The 26,010-nt window shown below is 37.9% G+C and carries 24 protein-coding genes, 1 tRNA gene and 1 pseudogene; 17 read left to right on the top strand and 9 right to left on the bottom strand.

Translation table 11 applies throughout. The features are described from left to right. Positions 1-6: 6 nt before the first annotated feature. On the bottom strand, positions 7-249 hold the full coding sequence (locus H4J57_RS01715; protein WP_182241746.1) for a hypothetical protein: 243 nt from the start codon (positions 247-249) through the stop codon (positions 7-9). A 371-nt stretch (positions 250-620) separates the two neighbouring features. On the opposite strand from H4J57_RS01715, the gene H4J57_RS01710 reads away from it, so the two are divergent. Next, a complete protein-coding gene (locus H4J57_RS01710; protein ID WP_259366766.1) occupies positions 621-1,208 on the top strand; it encodes a PEP-CTERM sorting domain-containing protein in 588 nt (195 codons plus the stop codon). Between the two features lie 54 nt (positions 1,209-1,262). Here the strand turns inward: H4J57_RS01710 and H4J57_RS01705 are convergent, their stop codons facing one another. The 8 genes from H4J57_RS01705 to H4J57_RS01670 all read right to left on the bottom strand — a co-directional run bounded on the left by H4J57_RS01705 (position 1,263) and on the right by H4J57_RS01670 (position 6,873). After that, positions 1,263-1,637: an inovirus-type Gp2 protein gene (locus H4J57_RS01705; protein ID WP_310733691.1), complete on the bottom strand. Its 375-nt coding sequence runs from the start codon at positions 1,635-1,637 to the stop codon at positions 1,263-1,265. Between the two features lie 300 nt (positions 1,638-1,937). Next, on the bottom strand, positions 1,938-2,648 hold the full coding sequence (locus H4J57_RS19910; protein WP_259366765.1) for a PEP-CTERM sorting domain-containing protein: 711 nt from the start codon (positions 2,646-2,648) through the stop codon (positions 1,938-1,940). 215 nt (positions 2,649-2,863) lie between these two features. Further along, positions 2,864-3,436, bottom strand: a complete 573-nt coding sequence (locus H4J57_RS01695; RefSeq protein ID WP_182241744.1) for an inovirus-type Gp2 protein — start codon at positions 3,434-3,436, stop codon at positions 2,864-2,866. A 301-nt stretch (positions 3,437-3,737) separates the two neighbouring features. Continuing rightward, positions 3,738-4,172, bottom strand: coding sequence for a hypothetical protein (locus H4J57_RS01690; protein WP_259366764.1), 435 nt, complete (start codon positions 4,170-4,172; stop codon positions 3,738-3,740). Positions 4,173-4,180: 8 nt separating this feature from the next. After that, a complete protein-coding gene (locus tag H4J57_RS01685) occupies positions 4,181-4,432 on the bottom strand; it encodes an AlpA family transcriptional regulator (protein ID WP_182241743.1) in 252 nt (83 codons plus the stop codon). Positions 4,433-4,505: 73 nt separating this feature from the next. Next, entirely contained in the window at positions 4,506-5,390 is an 885-nt protein-coding gene (locus H4J57_RS01680) for a hypothetical protein (RefSeq protein WP_182241742.1), read from the bottom strand. Between the two features lies 1 nt (position 5,391). Next, positions 5,392-6,630 (bottom strand): integrase domain-containing protein, encoded by a 1,239-nt coding sequence (locus tag H4J57_RS01675; protein WP_182241741.1) that lies wholly within the window; start codon positions 6,628-6,630, stop codon positions 5,392-5,394. Positions 6,631-6,796: 166 nt separating this feature from the next. Beyond that, positions 6,797-6,873 (bottom strand) — tRNA-Arg (locus H4J57_RS01670). A 183-nt stretch (positions 6,874-7,056) separates the two neighbouring features. Here H4J57_RS01670 and H4J57_RS01665 point away from each other — a divergent pair. The 16 genes and pseudogenes from H4J57_RS01665 (at position 7,057) to murG (ending at position 26,008) form a co-directional block, all read left to right on the top strand. Beyond that, entirely contained in the window at positions 7,057-8,964 is a 1,908-nt protein-coding gene (locus H4J57_RS01665; protein WP_182241740.1) for a diguanylate cyclase, read from the top strand. Further along, the gene (locus H4J57_RS01660) at positions 8,964-10,265 is read left to right on the top strand and encodes a GGDEF domain-containing protein (RefSeq protein ID WP_182241739.1); all 1,302 of its coding nucleotides are present in this window, start codon (positions 8,964-8,966) and stop codon (positions 10,263-10,265) included. Before H4J57_RS01665 ends, H4J57_RS01660 begins: the two co-directional genes overlap by 1 nt. Before the next feature lie 199 nt (positions 10,266-10,464). Next, on the top strand, positions 10,465-12,774 hold the full coding sequence (gene parC / locus H4J57_RS01655; protein ID WP_182241738.1) for a DNA topoisomerase IV subunit A: 2,310 nt from the start codon (positions 10,465-10,467) through the stop codon (positions 12,772-12,774). Between the two features lie 91 nt (positions 12,775-12,865). Next, positions 12,866-13,357: a YcxB family protein gene (locus tag H4J57_RS01650; RefSeq protein WP_182229967.1), complete on the top strand. Its 492-nt coding sequence runs from the start codon at positions 12,866-12,868 to the stop codon at positions 13,355-13,357. Positions 13,358-13,435: 78 nt separating this feature from the next. Then, positions 13,436-13,675: a sulfite exporter TauE/SafE family protein gene (locus tag H4J57_RS19905; protein WP_259366763.1), complete on the top strand. Its 240-nt coding sequence runs from the start codon at positions 13,436-13,438 to the stop codon at positions 13,673-13,675. 21 nt (positions 13,676-13,696) lie between these two features. Then, a pseudogene (locus H4J57_RS01645) lies at positions 13,697-14,233 on the top strand (sulfite exporter TauE/SafE family protein); the annotation flags it as partial. A 256-nt stretch (positions 14,234-14,489) separates the two neighbouring features. Continuing rightward, entirely contained in the window at positions 14,490-14,948 is a 459-nt protein-coding gene (mraZ, locus tag H4J57_RS01640) for a division/cell wall cluster transcriptional repressor MraZ (protein ID WP_070374782.1), read from the top strand. An 82-nt stretch (positions 14,949-15,030) separates the two neighbouring features. Further along, positions 15,031-15,972: a 16S rRNA (cytosine(1402)-N(4))-methyltransferase RsmH gene (rsmH, locus tag H4J57_RS01635; RefSeq protein WP_070377051.1), complete on the top strand. Its 942-nt coding sequence runs from the start codon at positions 15,031-15,033 to the stop codon at positions 15,970-15,972. A 16-nt stretch (positions 15,973-15,988) separates the two neighbouring features. Next, entirely contained in the window at positions 15,989-16,303 is a 315-nt protein-coding gene (gene ftsL, locus H4J57_RS01630; RefSeq protein ID WP_182213312.1) for a cell division protein FtsL, read from the top strand. Further along, on the top strand, positions 16,300-18,078 hold the full coding sequence (locus H4J57_RS01625) for a penicillin-binding protein 2 (protein ID WP_182213314.1): 1,779 nt from the start codon (positions 16,300-16,302) through the stop codon (positions 18,076-18,078). The genes ftsL and H4J57_RS01625 overlap by 4 nt, the downstream gene beginning before the upstream one ends. Then, a complete protein-coding gene (locus H4J57_RS01620) occupies positions 18,071-19,654 on the top strand; it encodes a UDP-N-acetylmuramoyl-L-alanyl-D-glutamate--2,6-diaminopimelate ligase (protein WP_182241737.1) in 1,584 nt (527 codons plus the stop codon). Before H4J57_RS01625 ends, H4J57_RS01620 begins: the two co-directional genes overlap by 8 nt. Then, entirely contained in the window at positions 19,651-21,063 is a 1,413-nt protein-coding gene (gene murF, locus H4J57_RS01615; protein ID WP_182241736.1) for a UDP-N-acetylmuramoyl-tripeptide--D-alanyl-D-alanine ligase, read from the top strand. The genes H4J57_RS01620 and murF overlap by 4 nt, the downstream gene beginning before the upstream one ends. Continuing rightward, positions 21,057-22,139 (top strand): phospho-N-acetylmuramoyl-pentapeptide-transferase, encoded by a 1,083-nt coding sequence (mraY, locus tag H4J57_RS01610; protein ID WP_182213320.1) that lies wholly within the window; start codon positions 21,057-21,059, stop codon positions 22,137-22,139. The genes murF and mraY overlap by 7 nt, the downstream gene beginning before the upstream one ends. Before the next feature lie 62 nt (positions 22,140-22,201). After that, the gene (murD, locus tag H4J57_RS01605) at positions 22,202-23,623 is read left to right on the top strand and encodes a UDP-N-acetylmuramoyl-L-alanine--D-glutamate ligase (RefSeq protein ID WP_182241735.1); all 1,422 of its coding nucleotides are present in this window, start codon (positions 22,202-22,204) and stop codon (positions 23,621-23,623) included. A 41-nt stretch (positions 23,624-23,664) separates the two neighbouring features. Beyond that, positions 23,665-24,915 carry a cell division protein FtsW gene (ftsW, locus tag H4J57_RS01600; RefSeq protein WP_259366772.1) on the top strand — a complete coding sequence of 417 codons (1,251 nt, stop codon included), beginning with the start codon at positions 23,665-23,667 and terminating at the stop codon, positions 24,913-24,915. After that, positions 24,902-26,008: an undecaprenyldiphospho-muramoylpentapeptide beta-N-acetylglucosaminyltransferase gene (gene murG / locus H4J57_RS01595; RefSeq protein WP_070374775.1), complete on the top strand. Its 1,107-nt coding sequence runs from the start codon at positions 24,902-24,904 to the stop codon at positions 26,006-26,008. The genes ftsW and murG overlap by 14 nt, the downstream gene beginning before the upstream one ends. The last annotated feature ends 2 nt before the right edge of the window (positions 26,009-26,010 follow it).

Genomic DNA, 26,010 nt, shown 5'->3' with positions numbered 1-26,010 from the left:
GAAAAACTAAAGTGAAAAAACATCATCTTCACCTGCTTCTCTACGAGCAGTCATAACGCCAACTTGCTTAATGGGGGCGCATACAAAAGGCATAAGTTTTGTTAAAAAGTTCAATCTTTGGATAGGGTCTTTAATCTCTGAAAGTGTCGCTGGCAACTTGGTTAATTCATTTTGAATGGCTTGATTGATTAAATGTCTTATACCGCCAGCCATGTATTTATTGGTAGATGTTTTGTTGTCTGCCGCCATTTTAAAAACCTAGTTTGTAATAATATTATTACAGTATATCATTTTTATCTTGTACGAAAAATAGGCTTTACTTTTTCTTTTATACGCATAGATTATCTAGTGCTGCCCAATAATAACGATACATAGTGCGTTGTTTTATTCGTATGTTAATTAAGTTATTGTTATCCATTACATATATCTATATATATTTTAAATTAGCAACGAAAATAATAACTTACAGAATTTATGTGTCAGTAAACTTTACACAACAACAACTTTAGATCATCAGGTGGCTGTCAAAGCGTTGATTTTAAAGCTGAAATAAAACATGGTTTATTTTTTGCTTTATGAATGAAACTTAGCTTTAATCCAATAATATGGAAAATAATAATATGTTTAAAAATAGCCTTAATCTTATATTAGTTTTATTAACACTTTCGGTAACTAATGTATCAGCAACTTTAATTACAAGTGAAGACTTTACTAGCGGAGCAACAGGGTGGTCGAATAATAGTACCAGCTTAATTAATGGGGATAGAGTTTTAGGTGGTTTTAACCTATTTGGTGCGGGGGCATTTGCTCAAAAAACGTTTACTCTTTCTGGCAACCAAACCTCAGTAAATGTTAATTTAGATTTTTGGAAAGGTGATTCATGGGATGGTGAGAGTTTTTTTGTCTATGTAAATGGTAACCTGCTTTTTAGTCAATCTTATGTTTATCATCAAGGCACGCAAGTTGCTGGGCAGCAACATGCCAGTTGGAATGAATTATTAGTACCAATTAGCCTTAACTACAACACAACAGCAACAAGCTTAACAGTGAGATTTAGTTCAAGCTTAAATCAAAACCCGACTGATGAATGGTGGGCGGTAGATAATGTTGTAATTAATGATAATGTATCTGTACCAGAACCAACTACACTTGCCATCTTCGCATTAGGTATTATGGGTTTAGCTTCACGTAGATTCAAAAAACAGTAACCTAATTTGTTACGCTAAATTTAAGTAAAAAAAGCACCATTCACTGGTGCTTTTTTATTGCCTGTCATTTAGCTTAATCCTACTTGTACCATAGTTTTTAGTCTGCTCAGGCTTGTATCCTTTCCCTCTAGCTTTAGCCAAGTAAGATATACGCCAGATAGCGTCCTGTATCGACTCGTGATCATCTCTTTTAACATTGTAATAGCAGTTGTCAGGAAAATATTCAGAGCCGTCTAATTGCCGCCATAGCTCTTTCACTTTGTTGGTTACTTCATAAGGAAAGTTAACCTTGTGACCGTCTATTATTAACGCATAGTGATAGTGTTGTTTCTTGGCTGTTTCTAGTTCTCTACACCACATAAAGCCGACACGTTTAAAGTTGTATTTACGCTTAAGCCATTTATGTAATCTACGATTGAATGCCGTAATAATGCCGTTATTTTCAGTATATTCATAAACTCGGTGATCAAATTTGGTTATGAAATATACTGTAATCAGAAATGTAAAATAATTGAACTCACTGTAAAAAAAATTCTTACTTAACAGTAATGCTACTCCTTTAGCGTTATGTTTTTAGTGTTTATATAATATGTTACGCGTTTCCTAGTGATAGATAAGCGCGGCTATTAGGTTAATAGTTTACGGATGAACATAACTAATCGTTAAAAACAAAAAAACACCAATCATTACAATTGATGTTTTTTATAGTATAAGAAATTTAAATCGCTATTAAGAGCGTTTCTTAAATCTACGTGATGCTAAACCCATTAGTCCTAATGCTAGAATAGCAAGGGTAGAAGGTTCTGGTACTGATTGACTTACTTCTTCAGTAAACCCAGTGTAACGAACTTGCGATTGAGAATAGTTATAAAAACCAAATTTCCCTGAATTAAAGCTCCCTGCCACATCAAAAATATTTGTACCATCAATGTCAATTTTAATTCCTGTTGTTGTAAAATCTAGGCTAAAACCGTAAACAGTATTATCTGCCCAACCGTTATTTCCAACATAGTCAGTTGCTAGTACAGTTATATCGGCACCACTATGATTCCAATAGTTTACATTTGAACCGCTAATTTTAGATAATGTGAAACCAGATGGGGCATATCCCGAATAGCTTTGGTTACCTTGCTTCCAATCAAAAAGTAAAAAATCATTACTATTATTGTAGCCAAAAGTAAAACCTATAAAATCATCGTCGCTTGTCGTTTCCACTCCAAAAGAGCCATCAAACTGAGTGTTTATATAGTTTGTATCACTTAAGAAATATGTTGGACTGCCATTTGTAGTTTGTAAAACACTTGTACCACTGTTTTGTACATTCCAAGTTCCTCCTGCGGTGGGAGACCACGTACTCAAGTCAATTAAACCCGCATGAGTATAACTACTAGCAGATAAAATTAAACTTGCGATTACCGTTTTAAACATTTTTTTATTCATTTTTAGTCCTTTTAAAAGAAATAGGTTAATTGGATTAGATAATTTTACAATTCGCAATACCTAGGTAACGCAAGAATTAAGCCAGGTCAAAATACTAAAGAATTATCAATGGTATAATACTGGGTTGTTATTACGTGGTAAGAATGTTGTAAAATAATCCGACACAATAAAATGATTATTGATTGTAAAATCACTGAATTTTAAGAGAATATTAGCTAAAAAGATTTGTTAAATTTAATCCTACTAGTTCCATAATTCTTCGTTTGTTCTGGCTTGTATCCTTTTCCCCTAGTTTTAGCCAAGTAGGATATGCGCCAGATAGCGTCCTGTATCGACTCGTAATCATCTCTTTTAACATTGTAATAGCAGTTGTCAGGAAAGTATTCAGAGCCGTATAATTGCCGCCATAGCTCTTTAACTTTGTTGGTTACTTCATAAGGAAAGTTAACCTTGTGACCGTCAACTATTAACGCATAGTGATAATGTTGCTTCTTGGCTGTTTCTAGTTCTCTACACCAAATAAAGCCGACACGTTTAAAGTTGTATTTACGTTTAAGCCATTTATGTAACCTGCGATTAAATGCCGTAATAATGCCGTTGTTTTCTGTATATTCATAAACCCTTAGATCAAACCGTATGATGTGAATTTTGCTATGGTGACTTAACATCACATCAATCTGGTTAATCATCGCTTTAATGGAGTGCGCAATTAACCCACTTCCTTTCGAGTTTACCCACCAAGTTTGATCGTTTACTTTTATTGCTTTGTCTTTGGTTATATATGCCATTAGATAGTTTACTAACTAAGATAACGCTAAAGGATATTATTAATTACCTAGCTCAATGTTAGTTATTACTTACCTGTCTAAACAGCGTGGTTATAGTTGGTTTATTACAATCACCATAAATATAGGGGTAACAAACCTATAAATAGTGGTTAATAACAATCAACATAAACAGGGGAGTACTTAACAGGTTTGTAACTACTAACTATTGAAAAGCTGTTAACTTGGTTATACTCTAGTTGTTGGCTAGTGGCTTTGTCGCTAAACTTATTCCACTAGCCAGTTTAAAAGAAAGCCTACTTTGTTAATCCTCAGTGGGCTTTTTACTTTCTATACGCTTTTCATACTCCTTATCTGCTTCAGCTTTTTCTTGCTCCGCTTGTTTAAGGCGTTTAACGGCATTTTTACTGCCATAGTATGATCGGTCTTTGTATTGCTTTCGGGCAATAGTTCGTGCGTCTTTGTCTTGCTCCCAATCATAAGAAAAGTGCCGTTCATCTAACCAGTAGTATGCTTGTTTCTTGCCTTCATATTCGCTTTGCTCAGAGTGAATAAGCCAGTGTTGATAATATCCACTCATTAGTTGTTGTAGGTTAGCCCTAAATCCTCCACCTAATTCATTACACAAGTAATCTCTAGCGTGTTTGTTGCCGTCAGACAGAATTAAAAGTAAATCATAAGCTGGGCTATTCGTTTCAGGTAATGCGCCATCAGGGGCGGTAAATATTAAATTATTCATATTGCCCCCTATGCTACTTTGCGTTGTTTGATTAGCTCAGAAACAAGCTGTTTGATTTGCTCAGGTGTTTTTTCTTCAATACGAGCTTGAATGATGGCTTCTACCTCATGCTTGATATAAGCAACGGCACGATCACCGATAGAGATAGGAGGGCAAAAAAGTCCTGCTTTTTCGTCTAGTTGTAATGCGGATTTTGATCTAGCTGTTTGAGATAAAACAGAAGGTCTGCGGATTAGTTGAAAGTTTTTGTTAATAGTCATGTCAGTTCCTTATTGGTTAACTGACTACCTATTATTCACATATAAATTATGATCGCAAAAACAAATATTGTAGTTATTTGTCCATTACTAGTTGTAAAATATTTACTAAGTTTGATTCTACATTTATTTTACTATCAAAGTGGGCAGTAATTAATTTTGTAATTTCTTCAGGCTTGTAACCTAAACTTGTTAAGCAATTTTTGGTGGCTTCTCTATCTTCTATTGTTTTTGTGATTAATTTTTCATCGTTTATTTTACTCTTCCAACGATCATAACCTTTTAAAAAACTATTTATATTCTCTTCGTGGAAGTAACTTAAAGAGGGTATTTCTTCGTGGTTATTATCTATGTATCTGAGAGCAAAATTTTTTAAATCGAAGTCACTCTTATAATCTTCTCGTATTACGCTAAAATGAAATTCAGAATAAACCTGCTTTGAAGTCTTTCTTTGCGCATAATTACCAGCACGTTTTATAAGTTTTCCAAAAAACACATCCTCTAAAGTTAAAGTGCCATTTGACAAATAATATAGATTAAAGCATTTATATAATGAAGATAAAGTTTCAGGTGTCGGAATTTGACCATAAAGAATGTCGTTCATAAATAAATCGACTGGATTATCAATAATATAATTTGATTCATTAACCTCTGATAAACGTCCTCCTACTTTCAAAAATTTACTTTCAAGCAAATTTAATTCAAAAGAACCAAATGATCTAAAATTATTTAAATCATTTAAATTTGATGTAAACGATGGGATTAAATCATTTTCAAATAAAGCATCACTGGTAATTAATGGAAATGTTTCATTATTTTTTATTCTCTCATAGCAATTATTACTCCATTCAAATGAATTAAAATAATTACTTTCTAATAACCCATGATTTACCAGATCTAGGATATTTGATTCTTCATATAAAATTTCATCATTTAAATCATCTATGAGTTCATCGTCCATGTTAGCCCCTTAAATAAGTTATTACTTTACTCGTATTTGGAAGACCTGATTTAGCCTGCTCTATATGTTCAGACCACCAAGCCATCATTACTCGTCTACGCTCTAAATATTCAGCATGGTTATAAGCGCGTCTAACTTCGTTTTTATCAACGTGTGCTAATGCCGATTCAATAACATCAGCATCAAAACCTTGTTCGTTTAATGTGGTGCTGGCGAGAGAACGTAAGCCATGCGCCACTAATTTGTTTTTATAACCAATACGCTTTAATGCCATGTTTGCTGACTCGCGGTTAGCGTGGCCTTTAAGGTTTCTATCGGCAGGGAATATATAGTCATTGCCAGCACTAACAGGCTTTATACGCTCTAATATTGCTAGGGTTTGTGGCGTTAAAGGTACTACGTGTGGCTTGTTCATTTTCATTACATCGCCAGGAATTCGCCAGCATGTGTTTTCAACATCAATATCAGCCCACTTTGCGGTCGCTGCTTCGTTTGAGCGAACCATGGTATGAAGTTGCCATTCAATTAATAAGCGTGTTACTAGCCTTAGGGTTGAATAGCTTAGGTCTGCCATTAGCTTTGGTAATTCTTCAGGCTTTATAGTCGGGTAATGTTGTTTCTTTGGTGCTTCAAAAGCTTTTAAAATACCGGTTAATGGGTTGCTTTCAATTAAACCCACATTGGCAGAGTAGGTCATTATTTCATTTAACCGTTGGCAAAGTCTTTTAATAACAAACAAACTGCCTTTGTTCGCGATTGGTTTCATCGCATCTATCACAATAACAGCTGTTAAAGCGGTAATAGGGTGCTTACCTAGTTTTGGGAATATATGATTGTTAAGCGAGTTCCATGTGTCGTTAGCGGTATTTTTGGCAATGGTTTTCTTCTTTAATTCAAACCAATCTTCAGCAACCTTGAACAGGGTATTGTTTAACTCTGCTTTTTTGCCTTCGGTAATTTCTTCTTTATGGGTTTTTGGATCAATATCTTTAGCCAATAACTTTCTCGCATTGGCGCGCTTTTCTCTAGCATCAGCTAATGACACATCAGGATAATTGCCAAAACTAATATTTGCCCGTTTTTTGGTAAAAGGGCGGGAATAGTTAAAGATCCATAATTTAGAGCCTTGAGGTTTAACTCTAAGCGCTAAACCGTCACCGTCAGCAAGGTTGTATTCTTTGCTTTTAGGCTTGGCTTTGTTTACTTCTGTATTGGTTAAAGACTTAGTTGTTTTTGCCATAATTGTAACACTGGAAACTCAAAGTAAGGGCTGGTGTTACAATGAGTGTTACAATAAAACGTGATTATTACAAGTTCTCTTTAAGCGTTAATAATCGCTAAATGCTCTGATGGTATTGTTTTTAATGGGATTTGTGAGGTTTGTTAAGCGTTATGAATAGTGATTATGGTGTCCCTGAGACGATTCGAACGTCCGACCTAGCGCTTAGGAGGCGCTTGCTCTATCCAACTGAGCTACAAGGACATTATAACGCAAAAAGCGTTGTTAATTTATCTTAAAAGTTGTTGTTGTTCTAGTTTTATTTTCTCTGTATGTGGATGAAAAATAATTAATTAGAAATAACGGTTTATCATTCGCTTTAAATCGTTTTATACTGCAACTGAAGTTGATTAAACTATGGCTAAAACTATAAATAAGAGGTTGAATTTGTTAAAAAAACGTTACAAACAAGTTACCTTGGTTTTTTGGTCTCTGTTAAGCGCTTTGTTGATAACTACGCAAACATTTGCAGATGATGGCACAACCAATCGTGACTTTATCTTTTTTGTTGAACGCGTTGAAAAATTACAAAATACCAATGTTACCGATGCACTTGCACTGTTAGATTCTTATCAAACCAACATCAATGCGTTAACCGTTGGGAACCAGGTAAAGTATTACCAAGTACTGTCAGAAGTTTATATTGAAGCCTCTCAATATAAATCGGCGTTTAGCGCCGCATCGCAAGGGTTAAAAATAGCACAACATTTAACTAGTCCTACAATATTGATTTCACAACTTTCATACTTACGTGGCTTTTCTTTAGAAAGTTTAGGTGATGCTAGTGGCGCGGTTGAGAATTATTTGAATGGCTTAGAAGTTGCTGAATCCTTAGATGCTAAAAAATTTATTGCCGATGGCTTTATCAACTTAGGTGCTATTTATTACCTAACTGAACAATATGAAAAGTCGTTGACTATGCTCAATAACGCGCTGGTTATTGCCAATACTCTAGATAATGAAGAACTTAAAGGTTCCGTTAACAGCGAGTTGGGTATTTTATACTCTTATATGTATAACCCTAAAAAATCGATAAAATTTTACCAAGCGTCTTACGAACATTATAAAAAAGCGGGTATGGCACTCTATGCGTTAAATAGTTTACAAAATATTGCAGTGAACTACATGGATCAAAGCCGATATGAACAAGCTATCGAGCTATTTGAAGAAGTCATAGCCAGTGCTAATAAATTTAGTAACAATGAAGTCATAGGTGGAGCTTATACTCGTTTGTCTATATCGCACGCTAAGAAGAAAGATCCTGATTTAGATGTTGCTTATCAATATATTACCCTTGCTGAACAATACCTAAAAGGTGTGCAGCAACATAATGCCTTATTATTTTTTAACGTTAATAAGGCATACGTACTTGAAGCCATGGAACGATATGATGAGGCGCTTGAAAACTTAGCTGTCGCTGAAAAAATATTAGCAAAAAATAGTCAAACAAAAAATACTTTTTCAAATTATCACTTGATGTATTTGCAGTCTGAAATTTATTATAAAACACAAAGATATCAGCAAGCTTATGAAAAACAATCTCAATTTTTAACGCGTTTATTTAAAGATCAAGAAAACATAAACATGGAACAAATTGAAGAGTTACGATTAAGTTTTGAAAGCAAACAAGCAGACTTAAAAAACAAAATACTCGAACAGGAGAAGTCTGTACAAATAATAGAACTTAACGATGTGACCTACCACGAAGAAAATTTACATTTGTTGATTATTTTTGTCGGTACGGTGCTCGTCATACTCGCTTGGTTTTTGCTTAAAATGTTACAAAGTCAAAAACATTTTGTTCGAATTAGCCAAGTTGATGATTTGACCGGTGTTGCTAACCGCCGGCGTTTAATCGAATTGGGTGAGCAAATGTTTACGCGAGCAGAAGAAGAACAGGCACATTTTAGTATATTAATGCTCGATGTTGATAATTTCAAAGCGATAAATGATAGCTTTGGTCATAATACCGGTGACAAAATACTCAAAGATATTGCTGACTTGGCTAACCATATTATGCGTCAAAGTGATTGTTTTGGCCGTTTCGGTGGCGAGGAATTTATTGCTTTATTAGCGAACACTTCACCCGAAAATGCTTATGATTTGGCTGAGAGATTACGCTTGAGTATTCAAAATAAAGTTTGGTCATATAAAAAACTCACTGGGGTTACGGTCAGTATTGGTATATCTTCTTACCAAAAAGGAAGTAATACAAGTTTTGCTCAACTGATAAAAGACGCGGATATTAATATGTATCAAGCAAAAAATTTAGGTAGAAATAAGGTGTGTTTTTAATGAAGCATTACTCTTTTTCTAATATATTACTGTGTGTCTTATTGAGCTTCTACTTGGCAAATGCAGCATTTTCTTCAGTAGCGCAAGCTTATTCAGTTGGCGAAGCGTCAGCCGCAGAAGAAAATAAGAGTGACAATGCGCCTGCTGAGCCTGAAAATATTTTGAACAATAAAGAGCCGTTACCAATTAATGCTCGTATTTTGTCTTTGTTATCACTGGTTCAACAAAATGATCAAAAAGATGCTGTGCAAGTTACCGGTGTTTTATTACAACTAGAAGAAATCAACTCAACTTTTAACGCCGCAGAACAGTATTTAATATTTTTGATACACGCTTTAATCGAACACCATGCACAACAGGATAAACAGGCTATTGCTTGGCTTGAGAAGACATTAAACTTACGAGATGAAATCCCTGAAAAGCAGCTTTATTTACCTGAATTCTCTGAAGTGAATCTGATTTTTGCTCGCTCATTTTCTGCTTTGGGTGACTTTAAGCAAGCGTTCGATTATAAGAAAAAATATATAAGAAATGGTTACCAATACTTTGATGGAACCCGAGCTGATAAAATTAAAGATCTTAATAAAACCTATGCAACTGATGAAAAAATCAAGCAAAATGAATTACTAGCCAATCAAAATAAAATTAAACGTTTAAAAATTATTGCTGCAGAGAATAAAAAGTTTGCTCAACAACGTAATATTCTAATACTAGTTGTCACTGTTATTGTTTTCTTTGTACTTCTGTTGAGACAAATAAAAGTCAGAAAAAAATTAAAATATTTAGCAAAAGTAGATAGTCTAACTAACTTATATAATCGACGTACTTTGTTTGAAAAAGGCGCTGAAGCAGTTGGCACAGCGGTCAATGAAAAACAGAGTTTAAGTGTCATTCTATTAGATATAGATCACTTCAAGAATATAAATGATACTTACGGTCACGATATTGGTGATGAAGTTATTAAAATAATTGCCGAACTAGGCAGTGAAACTATGCGCTCTCGCGATCTTTTTGCCCGATTAGGTGGTGAAGAGTTTGCCGGTATATTACCAGAGGTAGGCTGTGCTGAAGCTAAGGCAATAGCCGAGCGTTTACGTGAGAAAGTGGCAAGTAAAGACTGGTCTGAATTTAATATTAACGAACAAGTATCGGTATGTATTGGCGTTGCTTGTTTAGAGCAAGTCGAGTTAAATTTTGATGACTTACTTAATGCAGCTGATATAGCGATGTATTATGCTAAAGCTAACGGACGCAACCGCGTCTGTCAGTTTAATGATGAAGGCCAAAATAATAACGATTAATTTACAGGTTTTGATAAAGAAGTGTTTTCCTGCCTTGTCTCCCTATTGTCATTCAAAATGTACTCTCAAAGGCGCATCTTGATTGGCAACAGCTATATAATCATATAAGCTAGAGTCTAGCTAAATGTAATCTAAAAATAATAACCAAAGTCACGGGTAGGGCTACTCCCTAACAGGTTGACAATTCAGGAATTAATTCATGTCAGACGCGCTTAATTTTAGCCTCGAAGGTATTGAACAGCGACCACTTCGACAATTTACCGAAGAGTCTTATTTAAACTATTCGATGTACGTGATCATGGATCGAGCTTTACCACATATTGGTGATGGCTTGAAGCCAGTTCAAAGACGTATTGTCTATGCGATGTCTGAATTAGGTTTGTCTGCCAACGCAAAATATAAAAAATCAGCGCGTACTGTTGGTGATGTGTTGGGTAAATTTCACCCACATGGCGACTCTGCTTGCTATGAAGCTATGGTATTAATGGCTCAGCCATTTTCATATCGATATCCGCTGGTTGACGGGCAAGGAAACTGGGGCGCGCCAGACGATCCGAAATCTTTCGCTGCTATGCGTTATACCGAATCACGTTTATCACGTTTTAGCGAAATATTACTCGCCGAATTAGGTCAAGGCACCGTTGATTGGACACCAAACTTTGACGGTACCATGAATGAACCTAAAACCTTGCCTGCTCGTTTACCTCATATACTCTTAAATGGTATTACCGGCATCGCTGTTGGTATGGCTACCGATATTCCGCCCCATAACGTTCGTGAAGTGGCTAATGCATGTGTGCATTTAATTGAACAACCTAAAGCGGAAATTAGTGATTTACTTGAGTATGTCAAAGGTCCTGATTACCCTACCGATGCTGAAATAATTACACCTAAAGCCGATATTGAAAAAATATATAGAACCGGTAAAGGTAGTATTAAGATGCGCGCCATCTTTGAGGTTGTGCAGGGTGATATTGTTATTACAGCTTTACCTCATCAAGCTTCTGGCGGCAAAATACTTGAACAAATTGCTGGGCAAATGAATGCGAAAAAACTACCTATGGTGGTTGATTTGCGTGACGAGTCTGATCATGAGAATCCAACCCGTTTAGTGGTGATCCCTCGTTCTAATCGAGTTGATATAGAACAATTAATGAATCACTTGTTTGCCAGTACCGATTTAGAAAAAAGTTATCGTGTTAATCTAAACATGATTGGCTTGAATAATAAACCTGCAGTAAAAGACTTGCGGGTTATTTTATCAGAATGGCTGGTATATCGTCGCGAAACTGTGCGTCGTCGCTTGCAGTATCGTCTCGACAAAGTGTTAGCTCGTTTACATTTATTAGACGGTTTATTGATCGCCTATTTAAATATTGATGAAGTTATCGAAATTATTCGAAATTTTGATAAACCCAAAGAAGAACTGATTTCTCGTTTTGATTTATCAGAACGTCAAGCAGAATCAATTTTAGAAATTAAGCTTCGCCAACTTGCTAAACTTGAAGAAATTAAAATAAGAGCAGAGCAAGCAGAGCTTAATATAGAACGTGAATATCTTGAAAAAATATTAAACTCAACAGCGCGAATGAATACGCTAATGAAAAAAGAAATTCAAGAAGCGGCTGAAAAATATGGTGATGACCGTCGTTCTGTTCTTATTGAGCGCAGCGAAGCAAAAGCACTATCTGAAAAAGATTTAGTCCCCAGTGAAGCCGTTACCGTTGTCGTTTCTCACAAGGGTTGGGCGCGTTGTGCCAAAGGTCATGATATTGAACCCGAAGCGCTGAGTTATAAATCAGGCGACAGCTACTTATGTTCTTCAAAAGGGCGCAGCAATAATCCTGTGGTCTTTATTGACTCAACGGGGCGTGCTTACACCACCGACGCTCATACATTGCCAACGGCAAGAAGCCAAGGTGAGCCGTTAAGTGGCCGTTTTAGCCTATCGACAGGAGAAACGTTTGTCACGAGTTTAATGGCAAGTGATGAAAGTAAATATTTACTCAGCAGTGATGCTGGCTATGGTTTTGTTGGTAAATTTTCTGACATGATCAGCCGCAATAAGAATGGTAAAGCATTATTAAGCGTGCCAGCAAATGCCAAAGTGAATACACCATTGCCAATTGCTAATATTGATAATATGTTAGTGCTTGCCATTACGTCTGAAGGTCGAATGCTGGTATTTCCAGTCAAAGACTTACCGATACTTAGTAAAGGTAAAGGTAACAAAATTATTAATATTTCTGCAGCAAGAGCGAAAAGCCGTGAAGAATTTGTTTCGATACTAAACGTTATTTCAGCAGAGAGTTCGGTAACATTGCACGCGGGTAAACGTAAGTTAACCTTAAAAGCCAGCGATGTTGAACACTATCGTGGTGAGCGTGGTCGCCGTGGCAATAAGTTACCAAGAGGTCTACAACGCGTTGACCGTGTCGAAGTGGGTATGATCGCCGAAGAAATTAACATTGAAGACGTGATAATTCCAACAGCCAATGATGAGATATAAGTAACCGTAACTTTTAATCACTATTTACTTCATCATTTATTAAAAACTCAGGTAAAATAACATTATTATTTTACCTGAGTTTTTTATCTTTATGTCACAGCCTTTTACCTACTCAACAACCTACGAACTAGACAAAGCCCATTTTCAAGAATGTTTTAGCGAATCTGTTGTCATCGTTACTTCAATAAGCGCCTATAAAAAATCAATTGCCTTAACCGTTGCTGGAATGTTGTTAGTACTGTTTACCGAAATGAATCCCTATGCAGCTTGGTTTGTTTTTGCTTTAGGTATTCTTGAAGCCGTCAGTACCTATTATCAAAAACCGTGGTGGGTGATGCGACAAATGCTCAGTAAAGCCGCCAAAGGTAATGTTGATTTAACGATTGATGAACAGGGCATTGTGAGTAAATCATTTTACGCTAGCTTGACATTATTGTGGTCAGACGTGCAATTAATACAAAACACCCAGCTAGGTTGGTTAATAAGACACGCTCAGGGGCGTAGTTACATTTCTAATAAAAATTTATCGGCAGCAGCGATAACATTCCTTACCGATAAACAGGCTCAGCAAAGTAAGCGTTAATATTCAGTGAATTTTTTTCGCTTAAATAACCCTAAATTTATTTTATTATTCATTTCGATTTGGTTTGGCATGCTAGTAATGTCTCCTATAGCTATCGAAGACATTCGTGAGTATGGGGTTTTTAGTTTTATTGGCTTACTTGGCGGTATTTTTGCCAATTCAACGGGAGCAGGTGGCGGGGTTGTCTTTATCCCATTGTTTAATCAACTCAATTTTACTGAACAACAATCTATAGCGACCAGCTTTGCTATTCAATGTTTTGGTATGACTGCCGGCGCTTTTACTTGGTGGTTTCATTACCATAGTAAAAAAACATAATTACATTTATGGCAAGGGTTTAAACGTATTATCAGTGTGACCACAATAAGCTCAATTATGGGTATTTGGTTTGTTTATGGTAATCAACTTAGCTCACCCACTTCTTTGCATCACAGCTTTAGCTGGTTCTCTTTAGTGCTTGGCCTATTTATAATTGGCACTATCTTCTTTATTAAGCCACATCGCGAGCGTAGCCAACTCTACCTTTTTGATTGGCTCGCTTTAACCACCATAGGACTATTTGGTGGTGCGCTTACCGCTTGGCTATCGGTAGGTGTTGGTGAGTTATTGGCCATTTATTTAATTCTTCGACGTTTTGACATTAGTATGGCGGTGGCCGCAGCCGTGATTGTTTCAGCTTTTACTGTTTGGTCTGCCATCTGGCAGCATACCTTGATTCAATTTGAAATTTATTGGCAAGTGGTGCTATTCGCAGGTCCAGGTGCCTTGCTTGGCGGTATTTTTGCTAAGACCTTAGTGACGCACCTCTCAGCAACTAAGTTGAAATTATTTTTTGCTTTTTGGTTGTTAATAATAGGACTCATTGGTATCAAGTAAGTAGTCGCTAACCGCTCATCTTTTCTTCGAAATTAGCTAAAAAGTTAATTGTATTACATATTTTGGGGCAAGGATCCACAAAACCCCACAAATTCATCAACTTTGCTCAAAGCCTTAATTTTATTGGCGTTCGGCCAGATCATTTATACCAATCTTTGCTTGACATGACTTCACTTTTCTCACTAAACTGTATCAATGTGGGAATAAGTGGGAATTAGTGGATCTTAAAGGATTACTAAAATAATAAAGCAGGATTATGTTTAGAGGCACCAGCGCAATTACGCTCGACAGTAAAAATAGAATCACGGTACCGACCAAGTACCGCGAAGAGCTATTTGCCGATTGCCAAGGAAAAATGGTTTGTACCGTTGATATTCAACATCCCTGCCTACTACTTTACCCGCTTCCTGAATGGGAAGAAATAGAATTAAAATTGTGTAGTTTATCGAGTATGAACCCACAAGAACGATTGTTACAGCAAGTACTTTTAGGCAATGCTTCTGATTGTGAAATTGATAAGAGTGGTCGCTTATTGATTAATGGTCCGTTGCGTTTACATGCCAATTTAGAAAAAGGTGTGATGCTGGTAGGACAATTAAAGAAATTTGAAATTTGGAGTGAAAATGCCTGGCAAGCGCAAATGCAAAAAGGCATTAGCCAAATTCAGTCGGGTGAAATTGAACTGACTGACCGCTTGTTAGACTTATCACTGTAAATAGCAAAAATAAGACTAAAAATAGTTAATAACCCGATACCGAATTGATCACTTGGTATTCAGTAACATGGTGTTACCCAAAATGAAATTAGATAATTCACATATCTCGGTATTGCTTGACGAAGCAGTGACCGGACTCGCAATCAACCCCGATGGTACCTATATCGACTGTACGTTTGGTCGAGGCGGGCACTCAGCCCTTATACTTTCTCAACTCTCTGAAAATGGTCGACTTATTGCCATTGACCGAGATCTTACGGCAATTAAAGCGGCAGAAAAATTTGCTGACGATGCTCGATTCACTATTGAGCACGAAGGCTTTGCCGACTTACAAAACATTGCTGAAAAGCATCAATTACTTGGTAAAGTTGACGGTATTCTCCTTGACCTTGGCGTGTCTTCGCCGCAGCTTGATGAAGCCGAACGTGGCTTTAGCTTTATGAATGATGGCCCATTAGACATGCGTATGGATACTTCGCGTGGACAAACCGCAGCAGAATGGATTGCTGTGGCTGATGTTGAAGATATTACTTGGGTACTACGTACTTTCGGCGAAGAAAAACACGCTTGGCGAATTGCTAACGCCATTGTTGATACACGTGAAGAAACCCCTTATACCCGTACTAGTCAATTAGCCAAAATAATTCAAACGACAGCACCACAACGTGAAATTAAAAAGCACCCAGCGACACGAAGCTTTCAAGCGATCCGTATTTACATTAATAGTGAGTTAGAGCAAATTGAAAAAGTACTTGCGGCATCATTATCAGTACTTGCTGAAAATGGTCGTTTAGTGGTTATTAGCTTTCATTCATTAGAAGACCGTCTTGTTAAGCAGTTTATGAAAAAACACTCGCAAGGCAAAAAAGTGCCTCGTGGTTTACCGATCAGTGAAGCAGAATTGAATAAAGGTAAAAAATTAGAACTTGTTGGTCGAAGACTAAAACCCAGTGAAAGTGAAGTTGAAGAAAATAAACGTTCACGAAGTTCAGTCATGCGGGTTGCAATGAGATTACCGCTTTAATGCGGCTGATATAGTTATGGCAAACTCAAAAATGGCATTGCCATTAGAAGTTTGGTACGACATTCAGCGACATATATTTATATATCTGTTGTTAGTTATGGTGGTTATTTCGGCATTTTCGGTGATTTACTTCACCCATTTAAACCGTCAAACCACCAGTGGTTTAGAAATATTATTAACAGAAAGAGATGAGTTAGATATTGAGTGGCGTAATTTATTGTTAGAGCAAAACAGCCTCGCTGAGCACAGTACGATAGAAAGCAAAGCTAGAAAATTATTACAGATGAAAAGACCGAATATAAATTCGGAAATTATCATTCAACAACAATGAGCAAGTTAGTGAAGAAACAAGTAGATAAACAGCAAATTTCGGTGGCATGGCGTTTTTACGTTGTGGTCGGCCTAATAGTGTTTGTTTATGCAGGTTTGTTGGCTCGCAGTGCATATATTCAAATCATTGAACCCGACATGTTGAAAAAACAGGGAGATATGCGCTCATTACGTACCGCTGCTCATACAGTACAACGTGGTTCAATTGTCGATCGTAACGGCCGTGAACTGGCGATCAGTGTCCCGGTTGAAACCGTGTGGGCAGATCCTAAAATTATCATGGACAACAATGCGCTAGCAATGAAAGAGCATTGGCAAGCACTTGCCGATGTTTTAGGGCGTAATGTTAACAAACTAACTTCACGTATTGTTAAAAACCCAACTAAACGTTTTGTTTATGTTGAACGTAAAGTATCGCCAGCAATGGCTAAATACATTAAAGAATTAAAAATACCGGGTATTCATTTACGAAAAGAATCAAAACGGTTTTATCCGTCAGGAGAAATAAGCGCTCATGTTGTTGGCTTTACCAATGTAGATGACAAAGGTATCGAGGGTGTTGAACGCGTTTACGATCAATTACTGACGGGAACTGACGGCGAAAAACAATACCGTAAAGATGCTAAGGGCCGTAAAATAGAAATACTGTCTGAGCAAGAATCTACTCAGCCCAAAGATATCGTTTTGAGTATTGATCAGCGTATTCAAGCCATCGCTTATAAAGAATTAAAAGGTGCGGTAAAAGCATTTAAAGCGACATCAGGCTCAGTCGTTGTTACTAATGTTCATACAGGCGAAATTTTAGCGCTGGTAAATAGCCCATCTTATAATCCTAATAATCGTCGAAACACAGCGATCCATCGTTTTCGAAATCGAGCGATCACCGATTTTTATGAACCGGGTTCAACCTTAAAACCTTTAACTGCATTAACCGCCTTAGAGTTTGGTTCGGTAAAAGCCGACAGCATTATTGATACCAGTCCAGGTTGGATGCGTTTAGGTGGCCGCAGAGTTGGCGACCCAATTAACCGTGGCAAATTAAGTATTACTGATATTTTGGTCCATTCATCAAATATGGGCACGACAAAACTAGCACTTTCAGTACCGAAAGAATTTTTACTGAATAAATTTTTTGATGCTGGCTTTGGCGAAGAAACGGGTGTTGGCTTAGTTGGCGAAAGTTCAGGTATTATGCATGATCGCCAACGTTGGTCGAAATTTGAATTAGCGACCTTATCTTGGGGACATGGTGTTGCGGCAACCCCGCTTCAACTAGCACGTTTTTATTCAACCTTAGCTAATGGCGGCATTAAAAAGCCGCTCACTATTATCAAAAAAGATACCTTGGATACTATTCCACTTCGAGATGTACGGATTTTTTCAGAGCAATCGAGTGAACAAGTTGTTGGCATGTTAGAAAATGTGGTTAATGAGCATACCCCAAATGCTAAGGTAGAAGGTTACCGTGTTGGTGGCAAAACGGGCACTGCAATTAAAGCTTTCGCTGGTGGCTATGGCAATGAATACGTTGGCTTGTTTGCTGGCATGGCACCAATTTCTGATCCTGAGATTGTGGTTGTTGTTGTTATTAATGAACCTGGCGGCGATTTATACCATGGTGGCGAAGTTGCTGCGCCTGTCTTTTCAAGAGTAATGAAAGGCGCATTGCGGGTATTAAATATTGCCCCAGATGCAAAGCGTGTTGCTGATATAAGACCTGTGGTCAGTGAAGACAAGCCAACAATGAAAGTAAAACAGGAGCATGCCGATGCCTAAGTTTACTTTTTCATTGAGCCAAGCACAATTATTTGACGTTTTTAAACGGTTTAATTTACCGTTACCTGCATTGGCTGAACGGGCTTATTTCCCAATGAATTGTGGAGATTTGATTAATGATACTCGTAAATTAAAAGCGGGCGGTGTCTTTTGTGCGATTATCGGCCATCAGCAAAATGGTAATGATTTTATTAACCAAGCCGTATCATTAGAGTGTGGGTTAATCATTGCTGAATGCAGCCATGCCAGCCAACATGGTGAAATTGTTTATTTAACGACAGAAAATTCAGATAAAAAAATAGCACAAGTCTATTTCTATCAACTCAATGAAAAGTTATTTTCATTTGCTAAGGGGTATTATCAAAGTCCACAAGATAATATGACGATTATAGGTATTACTGGCACCAATGGTAAAACCAGCACCAGTCAAATAATCTCAAAATTATTAGCTAGTTGCCAACAAAGAACAGCGGTTATAGGCACCAATGGCGCTGGACAAATTGAATCGCTACAAACCGTTGAAAACACGACACCGGCAGCAACACAGTTGCATCAGTTAATGGCTGAGTTCTCTGCAGATCATTGTAAAAATGTTGCTATGGAAATATCTTCTCATGCACTTGAGCAGCGGCGTGTTATAGCAAATTTACTTGATATTGCCGTGTTCACCAATTTGACACGCGATCATCTTGATTATCATAAAACCATGACAAACTATGCTGACGCCAAATATCAAATTTTTAGTCATGATGCCAAACAAATAGCCATTATTAATGGTGATGACCAGCAAGGTAAACAATGGTTAGCGCATTGGCCAAATAAGCAAAGTCTTATTGTTTATGGTAAATCGGCCGCAGTTACTCAATTTTCAGCTTATGCCCAAGCCAGTGAGATTAAAACCCATGCTAATGGTGTTCAATTCATCTTGAATACCCATCTTGGTCAACAAGAAATTGACAGCGTGCTAATGGGCGATTTCAATATTGAAAATTTATTAGCGGGTATTGCTGTATTGATGAGCAAAAATATTTCATTACATGATATCGCGTTAGCGGTTAAAGCATTAACACCGATTGTTGGCCGCATGGAAACATTTAAAGCTAATAATAAAGCGACCACTATTGTTGACTATGCACATACTCCCGATGCATTAGTCAGTGCACTGCATGCTTGTCGCCACCATTGTAAAGGTGAGTTATGGGTGGTGTTTGGTTGTGGAGGAGACAGAGACAAAGGTAAGCGACCACTAATGGCGCTAGCAGCCGAGAATGGTGCTGATCATCTGGTGTTTACCACAGATAATCCAAGAACAGAAAAAGCTGAAGATATCGTTGCCGATATGCTCGCGGGGTGTCTTTTTCCTGAAAAAATCACCGTTTTACTTGACCGCGAAGCCGCGATCAAAGCTACCTTGGCAAAAGCAAAGGCTGATGACATGGTTTTACTTGCGGGTAAAGGCCATGAAGACTACATCATAGTAGCTAATGAAAAAATTAATTATAACGAACGTGAATTGGTTAAAGCCATTTATGACGTTTATCAACAACAAAGTAACACTGCAGGAGCAATCTCATGATCCCATTATGCTTAGCTGAAATTGCTTTAGCCGTTGATGGTAAGCTCGTTGGAGAAAACATCACTATTGATAGCATTAATACCGATAGTCGAGCATTAGCAAAGGGTGAATTATTTCTTGCGCTCAAGGGGCCAAATTTTGATGCACACCGTTTTTTGAATCAGGTGATTGAATTAGGTTGTGCAGCCGTGATTGTTCAAGATGATTGCCAACTGAGTATTCCTCAAATTATTGTTGAAGATACACATAAAGCCTTAGGCAGGATAGCTGCTTATGTGAAAGAAAAAGTTGCCCCTAAAACGGTTGCTATTACCGGAAGTAGTGGTAAAACCACAGTAAAAGAAATGGTAGCGGCAATTTTATCACGCTTGGGCAAGGTATTAGCAACAAAAGGGAATTTTAATAACGATATTGGTGTGCCACTAACCTTATTGCGCCTTGAGTCACAGCACGAATTTGCTGTGGTTGAGTTGGGTGCAAATCATATGGGTGAAATAGCTTACACCTCAGCATTAGTGAAGCCTGATGTTGCTATTATTAATAATATTGCCGCGGCTCATTTAGAGGGATTTGGCGATTTATGCGGTGTTGCACGTGCAAAAGGTGAAATTTTTGAAGGCCTAAGCAGTGGCGGCATTGCTCTATATAACCAAGATTGTAAATTTGCCAATAAATGGCAATGGCGTTTGGTTGACAAAAAAGTAAGAACGTTCTCATGTGAACAAGCTGCTGACTGTTTCTCAAGTGATGTAATACTTGATGATACAGGTTGTGCTGGCTTTAAGCTTAATACTCACTCTGGCAATACGTTCATTGAATTAACGGTGCCGGGGAAACACAATGTTTGTAATGCGGTTGCTGCAGCTGCGATTGCTTTAGAATTTGGTGCTAGCCTTGACGATATTCGTTTAGGCTTGGCTGAAATGTCACCGGTGAAAGGCCGATTAAATTTACATCAGTTAACACCCACGTTTAAATTAATTGATGATACTTACAACGCAAATGTTGAATCAATAAAAGCGGCTAGCGATTTATTGGCTAGCTACTCAGGCCGACGCATCCTTATCCTTGGTGATATGGGCGAATTGGGCGCACAAGCTCGAGGTTATCATCATGAAGTTGGCGATTATGCTAAACAATGCAAAATTGATGATTTACTGACGCTGGGCGTGCTGAGTCAAAGTTCAGCTGATGCTTTTAATGGCCAACATTTTAGTGACAGAGTGTCGTTAATGCGTTGTTTAATTTCTTTATTGGAAAATGAGCAGCAAGCGATCTCTATCTTAGTCAAAGGATCACGTAGTGCCCGTATGGAAAATGTAGTGCAAGATATTATTAACTGGCGTAAAAATTTAGAACTCTCTTCGTCAACTTCAGAACATAAATCATCGGAGATAAGTTCATGCTAGTTTGGCTAAGTGAATATTTAACACAGTATTACAGTTTTTTTAATGTTTTTTCTTATCTAACATTTCGCGCCATTGTAAGTACATTAACCGCCTTAACTATATCTTTGTACTTTGGTCCTAAGCTGATCCGTTTCTTGCAAAATATGCAAGTGGGTCAGGTTGTTCGCGATGATGGCCCTGAAAGCCATTTGGTGAAAACCGGCACGCCGACTATGGGTGGGCTGTTAATTTTAGCCGCTATTGTGGTCAGTGTTTTACTCTGGGCCGATTTAAGTAATACCTATGTTTGGGTCGTGCTTTTTGTTATCACCAGTTTTGGCCTAATAGGCTTTGTTGATGATTATCGAAAAGTTATTCGCAAAGACCCTAATGGTTTAATTGCGCGTTGGAAATACTTTTGGCAAACCGTTGCGGGTTTAGCGACAGCCTTGTTTTTATATTCTCTTGCTCAAAGTCCCGAAGAAACAAGTTTACTTATTCCGTTCGTTAAAGACGTATTACCTCAACTGGGTATTTTTTACGTTGGTATGACCTACTTTGTGATTGTTGGGACCAGTAACGCAGTTAATTTAACTGATGGTTTAGATGGCTTAGCAATAGTGCCAACGATAATGGTCGCCGGCGCTTTTGCTATTTTTGCCTACATGACAGGACACGCAAACTTCTCTGAATATTTAAATATTCCCCACATTGCGATGGCGAGTGAGTTAGTGGTTGTTTGTACGGCTATTGTTGGCGCAGGTTTAGGATTTCTCTGGTTTAACACTTACCCTGCACAAGTATTTATGGGCGATGTTGGTTCTTTAGCACTTGGTGCAGCCTTGGGTGTTATCGCGGTTTTAGTTCGACAAGAATTAGTGTTGTTCATTATGGGCGGTGTTTTTGTTATGGAAACGGTGTCAGTTATTTTACAAGTTGGCTCTTATAAATTACGTGGCCAACGTATTTTCCGTATGGCGCCTATTCACCATCATTACGAATTAAAAGGCTGGCCTGAGCCAAGAGTTATTGTCCGTTTTTGGATTATCTCATTAGTACTGGTATTGATTGGTTTAGCGACATTAAAACTACGCTAACAATGATTGATTAATAAATCATTTAATAAAAAATAGTATTTAAAGTAGGTATAAAGCATAAAATGACGCAAAAGACATCACAAGCTCCGCTAGCGATAGCGCAGTTAACAACCCAAAAAATTGTTGTCCTCGGTGCAGGATTAACAGGGTTGTCTTGTGTGCGTTATTTAGCAAAAAATGGCTTAACTTGCTCGGTAAATGACAGTCGTGATAATGCCATTAATATTGACGTTTTTAAGCAAGAGTTTCCACATACATCGTTAACGTTAGGTGGCTGGGATAAAACACTGATCGCTTCAGCCGATGTTTTACTGGTCAGCCCAGGTGTAGATACCAGTGTTGCTGACATTGCTAAGCAGATAAGCAAAAATTGTATTGTTGCTGGAGACGTTGAGCTTTATTGTCAAAATAATAACACCGCTATTCTTGCTGTTACCGGTTCAAATGGTAAATCAACGGTGGTGTCTTTATTGGCTTTTCTCGGACAAAGGCTGGGTAAAAAAGTTGAACTAGGCGGTAATATTGGAGTACCGGTACTAGAACAATCGCAAAAATCACTCGACTGCTTAGTCTTAGAACTTTCTAGTTTTCAATTAGAAACATTACGCAGTATGAAGGCGATTGCTGCAACTGTTTTAAATGTGAGTGATGATCATTTAGATCGTCATAAAACCTTAGAAAACTATGCCGCGATTAAACGAGGTATTTATCAACAGTGTCAAACGGCTATTACTAATCGTGATGATGTTAATACTCAACTTGTTGGTAAGGCGCAAAAGTCACTTTCGTTTGGTAGCGATGTTGCACTTGACGGTCATTTTGGCATGTCGGTGATTGATGGACAAAGACAATTAATGTTTGGCTCAAAGCCGCTTATTGGTGTTAATCAACTACCTATTGCCGGTTTACACAATGCCTTGAACTGTTTAGCGGTATTGGCACTAGGTCATAGTGCTGGTTGGCCACTTGACGAGATGTTAGTACATTTAGTTGAATTTAAAGGCTTGGAACATCGTTGTCAGCTGATATCAACGTATAAAAATGTGCAATGGATTAACGACTCTAAAGCAACCAATGTTGGCGCAACCCTAGCAGCGATTGAAGGCTTAGCCGCTATGATGTCAGTAGATAACAACTTATATGTTATTGCGGGTGGCGATGGCAAAGGAGCAGACTTTTCTCCATTAACTAACGTTTTTTCTAAAGATGTTAGCCATGTTTTTACCTTAGGTAAAGACGGCGATGAAGTGGCTGCTGTCGCTAATAAAGCAAAGATAAAAAATAGTAAAGTTACCCGTATTGAACAAGCGATTAATATCCTTGGCAATATCGTTAAATCAGGTGATGTAGTGTTACTTTCACCGGCTTGTGCCAGCATTGATATGTTCAAGAACTTTGCTGAACGTGGCGAAGTCTTTGTCAATGCGGTTAACAAGTTGAGCGGAGAAAATAAAACACCAAGCTTGCCAGAGGAGAACTCATGACAACATCAGTTCTCTCTAAACTCGATAATATAAAACTACCCATGTGGTTATCGGCAGAGCAAGGTTCTAGCAGCGCTACATTTGATCGTACGTACTTATTACTCGCTATTAGTATGTATATGATTGGTCTCATTATGGTCGCCAGTTCGTCTATGCCTGTAGCAGAAAGATTGTTCAATGACCCGTTTCATTTTGTCGAGCGTCACTTTATTTATATTTGTATAAGTTTGTTGGTGGCCGTTGTCACGATGAGCGTACCGATGAGTCTTTGGCAAAAACACAGTGGGCATTTACTGCTATTGGGGATTTTGCTGTTAGTTGTGGTGTTAGTGATTGGCCGAACGGTTAATGGTTCGACACGGTGGATTGTTGTGGGTCCAATAACGTTACAAGCGGCAGAGCCTGCGAAATTGTTTTTCTTTTGTTATTTATCGTCTTATCTTGTTCGACGTCGTGATGAAGTGATGGAAAACGTTAAAGGGTTTGCTAAACCACTCGTTGTCTTTACTGTACTTGGTGGTTTGTTATTAATGCAACCAGATTTAGGTACCATTGTTGTGATGTTTGTGACCACTTTTGGTCTGTTATTTTTAGCTGGCGCTAAACTTTGGCAATTTGCTTGTGTATCTGGCGTTGGCATTAGTTTATTATCCGCGCTCGCTTATTTTTCTCCTTATCGTTGGGCGCGAGTTACCGGCTTTTTAGACCCTTGGGAAGATCCATTTGGCAGTGGTTATCAATTAACACAATCATTGATGGCATATGGCCGTGGTGAGATTTTTGGACAAGGGTTAGGAAATAGTATTCAAAAGCTAGAATATTTACCCGAAGCGCATACCGATTTTGTTATGGCGGTTGTTGCAGAAGAACTTGGCTTTATTGGCATAAGCGTGATCTTAATGCTGAGTATGTTTTTAGTGCTCAAGGCACTGTTACTTGGTAGAGCCGCTTTACAAAAAGAAAAATATTTCGAAGGCTTTTTTGCTTACGCTATTGGTATTTGGATAAGCTTTCAAGCTGCGGTCAATGTTGGTGCTAGTGCAGGTGTAGTGCCCACTAAAGGGTTAACGATGCCGTTATTAAGTTATGGCGGTAGCTCGATGATCATTATGACCATGGCGGTGTTTATCTTGATGAGAATAGATCATGAGATACGTTTGCAAAGTATTCAGGCGACCACTAAGAAAAAATCAAAGAAAAACAAAATAAAAAAAAGTAATGCAATGAATAAAATAGTAGTAAAACCCAAAACTAAAGATGATAAGGAGGGTGAACAATATGACTGGATTTGAAAATACAACTAGCAAAAAAGCACCCACTTTATTAGTGATGGCTGGTGGCACAGGTGGTCATATTTTCCCAGGTATAGCTGTGGCAGAAATGCTCAAAGCTCAAGGCTGGAAGATACATTGGCTTGGCACTGAAAAACGTATGGAAGCAAAAATTGTTCCTGAGCATGGGTTTGATATTTCATTTATCAATATTGCCGGTGTACGTAATAAAAGCTTGTTAGAGCGTGTTAAAATACCGTTTCAATTATTACAGTCGGTTTTACAATCAATTGCGATATTACGCAAAGTAAAACCCGATGTTGTCTTAGGCATGGGCGGTTATGCAAGTGCTCCTGGTGGCTTTGCTGCTTGGTTAATGCGGATCCCTTTAGTTTTACATGAACAAAATGCGGTTGCTGGCATGACAAACCGTTATTTAGCGAAAATTGCCACTAAAGTGTTGAGTGCATTCCCAAACGCTTTTACCGCTAATATTGACTTTCAGGTGGTTGGAAACCCGTTGCGTAAAGAAATAACCGCGTTAACGCCAGTGATCCCCGAGAATCCAAGTAGTAGTAAAAAAGTACTAGTGGTTGGTGGAAGTCTTGGCGCTAAAATTTTGAATGAAACCGTGCCACAAGCGCTAAAACAAATACAACTGCAAAATATTGACGTTTGGCATCAAACGGGTCGTGATAATCAAACAGCAGTACTGGCCAGCTATAAAAAGTTTGGCTTGTCAGAAGATAAAGTTAAAGTGACTGAATTTATTGAAGATATGGCGGCCGCTTATCAATGGGCAGACATTGTTGTTTGCCGAGCAGGTGCCTTAACCGTTTCAGAACTCGCTATGGCAGCCAAACCTGCTATTTTTGTGCCTTTACCTCATGCCGTTGATGACCATCAAACCAAAAATGCGATGTATTTAGTTTCACGTGGTGCTGCAAAATTATTACCACAAAAAGAATTTAACGGTACGACTTTAGCGCAAATGCTTAACAGCCTTTTTATTTCCGACAGCGTAGTAAGGTCGATGGTGAAAGCGGCGCACGATGCTGCTCACGTTGATGCAACTCTCCGTGTTGCTAATACTTGCGCGGAGTTAGTTAACTAATG

This window comes from Colwellia sp. BRX8-7 (assembly GCF_014077275.1).
In the GTDB taxonomy this organism is placed as follows: Bacteria; Pseudomonadota; Gammaproteobacteria; order Enterobacterales; family Alteromonadaceae; genus Colwellia_A.
The sequence above is the reverse complement of the archived record's forward strand: the minus strand, read 5'-3'. Positions and strand labels throughout refer to the sequence as shown.

Excerpts from the sequence above, each read along its gene's own strand:
- H4J57_RS19905 (WP_259366763.1), top strand. The coding sequence starts at position 13,436 with ATGTCTCCTATAGCTATCGAAGACATTCGTGAGTATGGGGTTTTTAGT.
- H4J57_RS01650 (WP_182229967.1), top strand. The coding sequence starts at position 12,866 with ATGTCACAGCCTTTTACCTACTCAACAACCTACGAACTAGACAAAGCC.
- rsmH (WP_070377051.1), top strand. The coding sequence starts at position 15,031 with ATGAAATTAGATAATTCACATATCTCGGTATTGCTTGACGAAGCAGTG.
- H4J57_RS01675 (WP_182241741.1), bottom strand. The coding sequence starts at position 6,630 with ATGGCAAAAACAACTAAGTCTTTAACCAATACAGAAGTAAACAAAGCC.
- murD (WP_182241735.1), top strand. The coding sequence starts at position 22,202 with ATGACGCAAAAGACATCACAAGCTCCGCTAGCGATAGCGCAGTTAACA.
- H4J57_RS01690 (WP_259366764.1), bottom strand. The coding sequence starts at position 4,172 with ATGAATAATTTAATATTTACCGCCCCTGATGGCGCATTACCTGAAACG.
- ftsW (WP_259366772.1), top strand. The coding sequence starts at position 23,665 with ATGTGGTTATCGGCAGAGCAAGGTTCTAGCAGCGCTACATTTGATCGT.
- H4J57_RS01620 (WP_182241737.1), top strand. The coding sequence starts at position 18,071 with ATGCCTAAGTTTACTTTTTCATTGAGCCAAGCACAATTATTTGACGTT.
- H4J57_RS01660 (WP_182241739.1), top strand. The coding sequence starts at position 8,964 with ATGAAGCATTACTCTTTTTCTAATATATTACTGTGTGTCTTATTGAGC.
- ftsL (WP_182213312.1), top strand. The coding sequence starts at position 15,989 with ATGGCAAACTCAAAAATGGCATTGCCATTAGAAGTTTGGTACGACATT.
- murF (WP_182241736.1), top strand. The coding sequence starts at position 19,651 with ATGATCCCATTATGCTTAGCTGAAATTGCTTTAGCCGTTGATGGTAAG.
- H4J57_RS01715 (WP_182241746.1), bottom strand. The coding sequence starts at position 249 with ATGGCGGCAGACAACAAAACATCTACCAATAAATACATGGCTGGCGGT.
- H4J57_RS01625 (WP_182213314.1), top strand. The coding sequence starts at position 16,300 with ATGAGCAAGTTAGTGAAGAAACAAGTAGATAAACAGCAAATTTCGGTG.
- parC (WP_182241738.1), top strand. The coding sequence starts at position 10,465 with ATGTCAGACGCGCTTAATTTTAGCCTCGAAGGTATTGAACAGCGACCA.
- murG (WP_070374775.1), top strand. The coding sequence starts at position 24,902 with ATGACTGGATTTGAAAATACAACTAGCAAAAAAGCACCCACTTTATTA.
- mraY (WP_182213320.1), top strand. The coding sequence starts at position 21,057 with ATGCTAGTTTGGCTAAGTGAATATTTAACACAGTATTACAGTTTTTTT.
- H4J57_RS01695 (WP_182241744.1), bottom strand. The coding sequence starts at position 3,436 with ATGGCATATATAACCAAAGACAAAGCAATAAAAGTAAACGATCAAACT.
- H4J57_RS01685 (WP_182241743.1), bottom strand. The coding sequence starts at position 4,432 with ATGACTATTAACAAAAACTTTCAACTAATCCGCAGACCTTCTGTTTTA.
- H4J57_RS01710 (WP_259366766.1), top strand. The coding sequence starts at position 621 with ATGTTTAAAAATAGCCTTAATCTTATATTAGTTTTATTAACACTTTCG.
- H4J57_RS01680 (WP_182241742.1), bottom strand. The coding sequence starts at position 5,390 with ATGGACGATGAACTCATAGATGATTTAAATGATGAAATTTTATATGAA.
- mraZ (WP_070374782.1), top strand. The coding sequence starts at position 14,490 with ATGTTTAGAGGCACCAGCGCAATTACGCTCGACAGTAAAAATAGAATC.
- H4J57_RS19910 (WP_259366765.1), bottom strand. The coding sequence starts at position 2,648 with ATGAATAAAAAAATGTTTAAAACGGTAATCGCAAGTTTAATTTTATCT.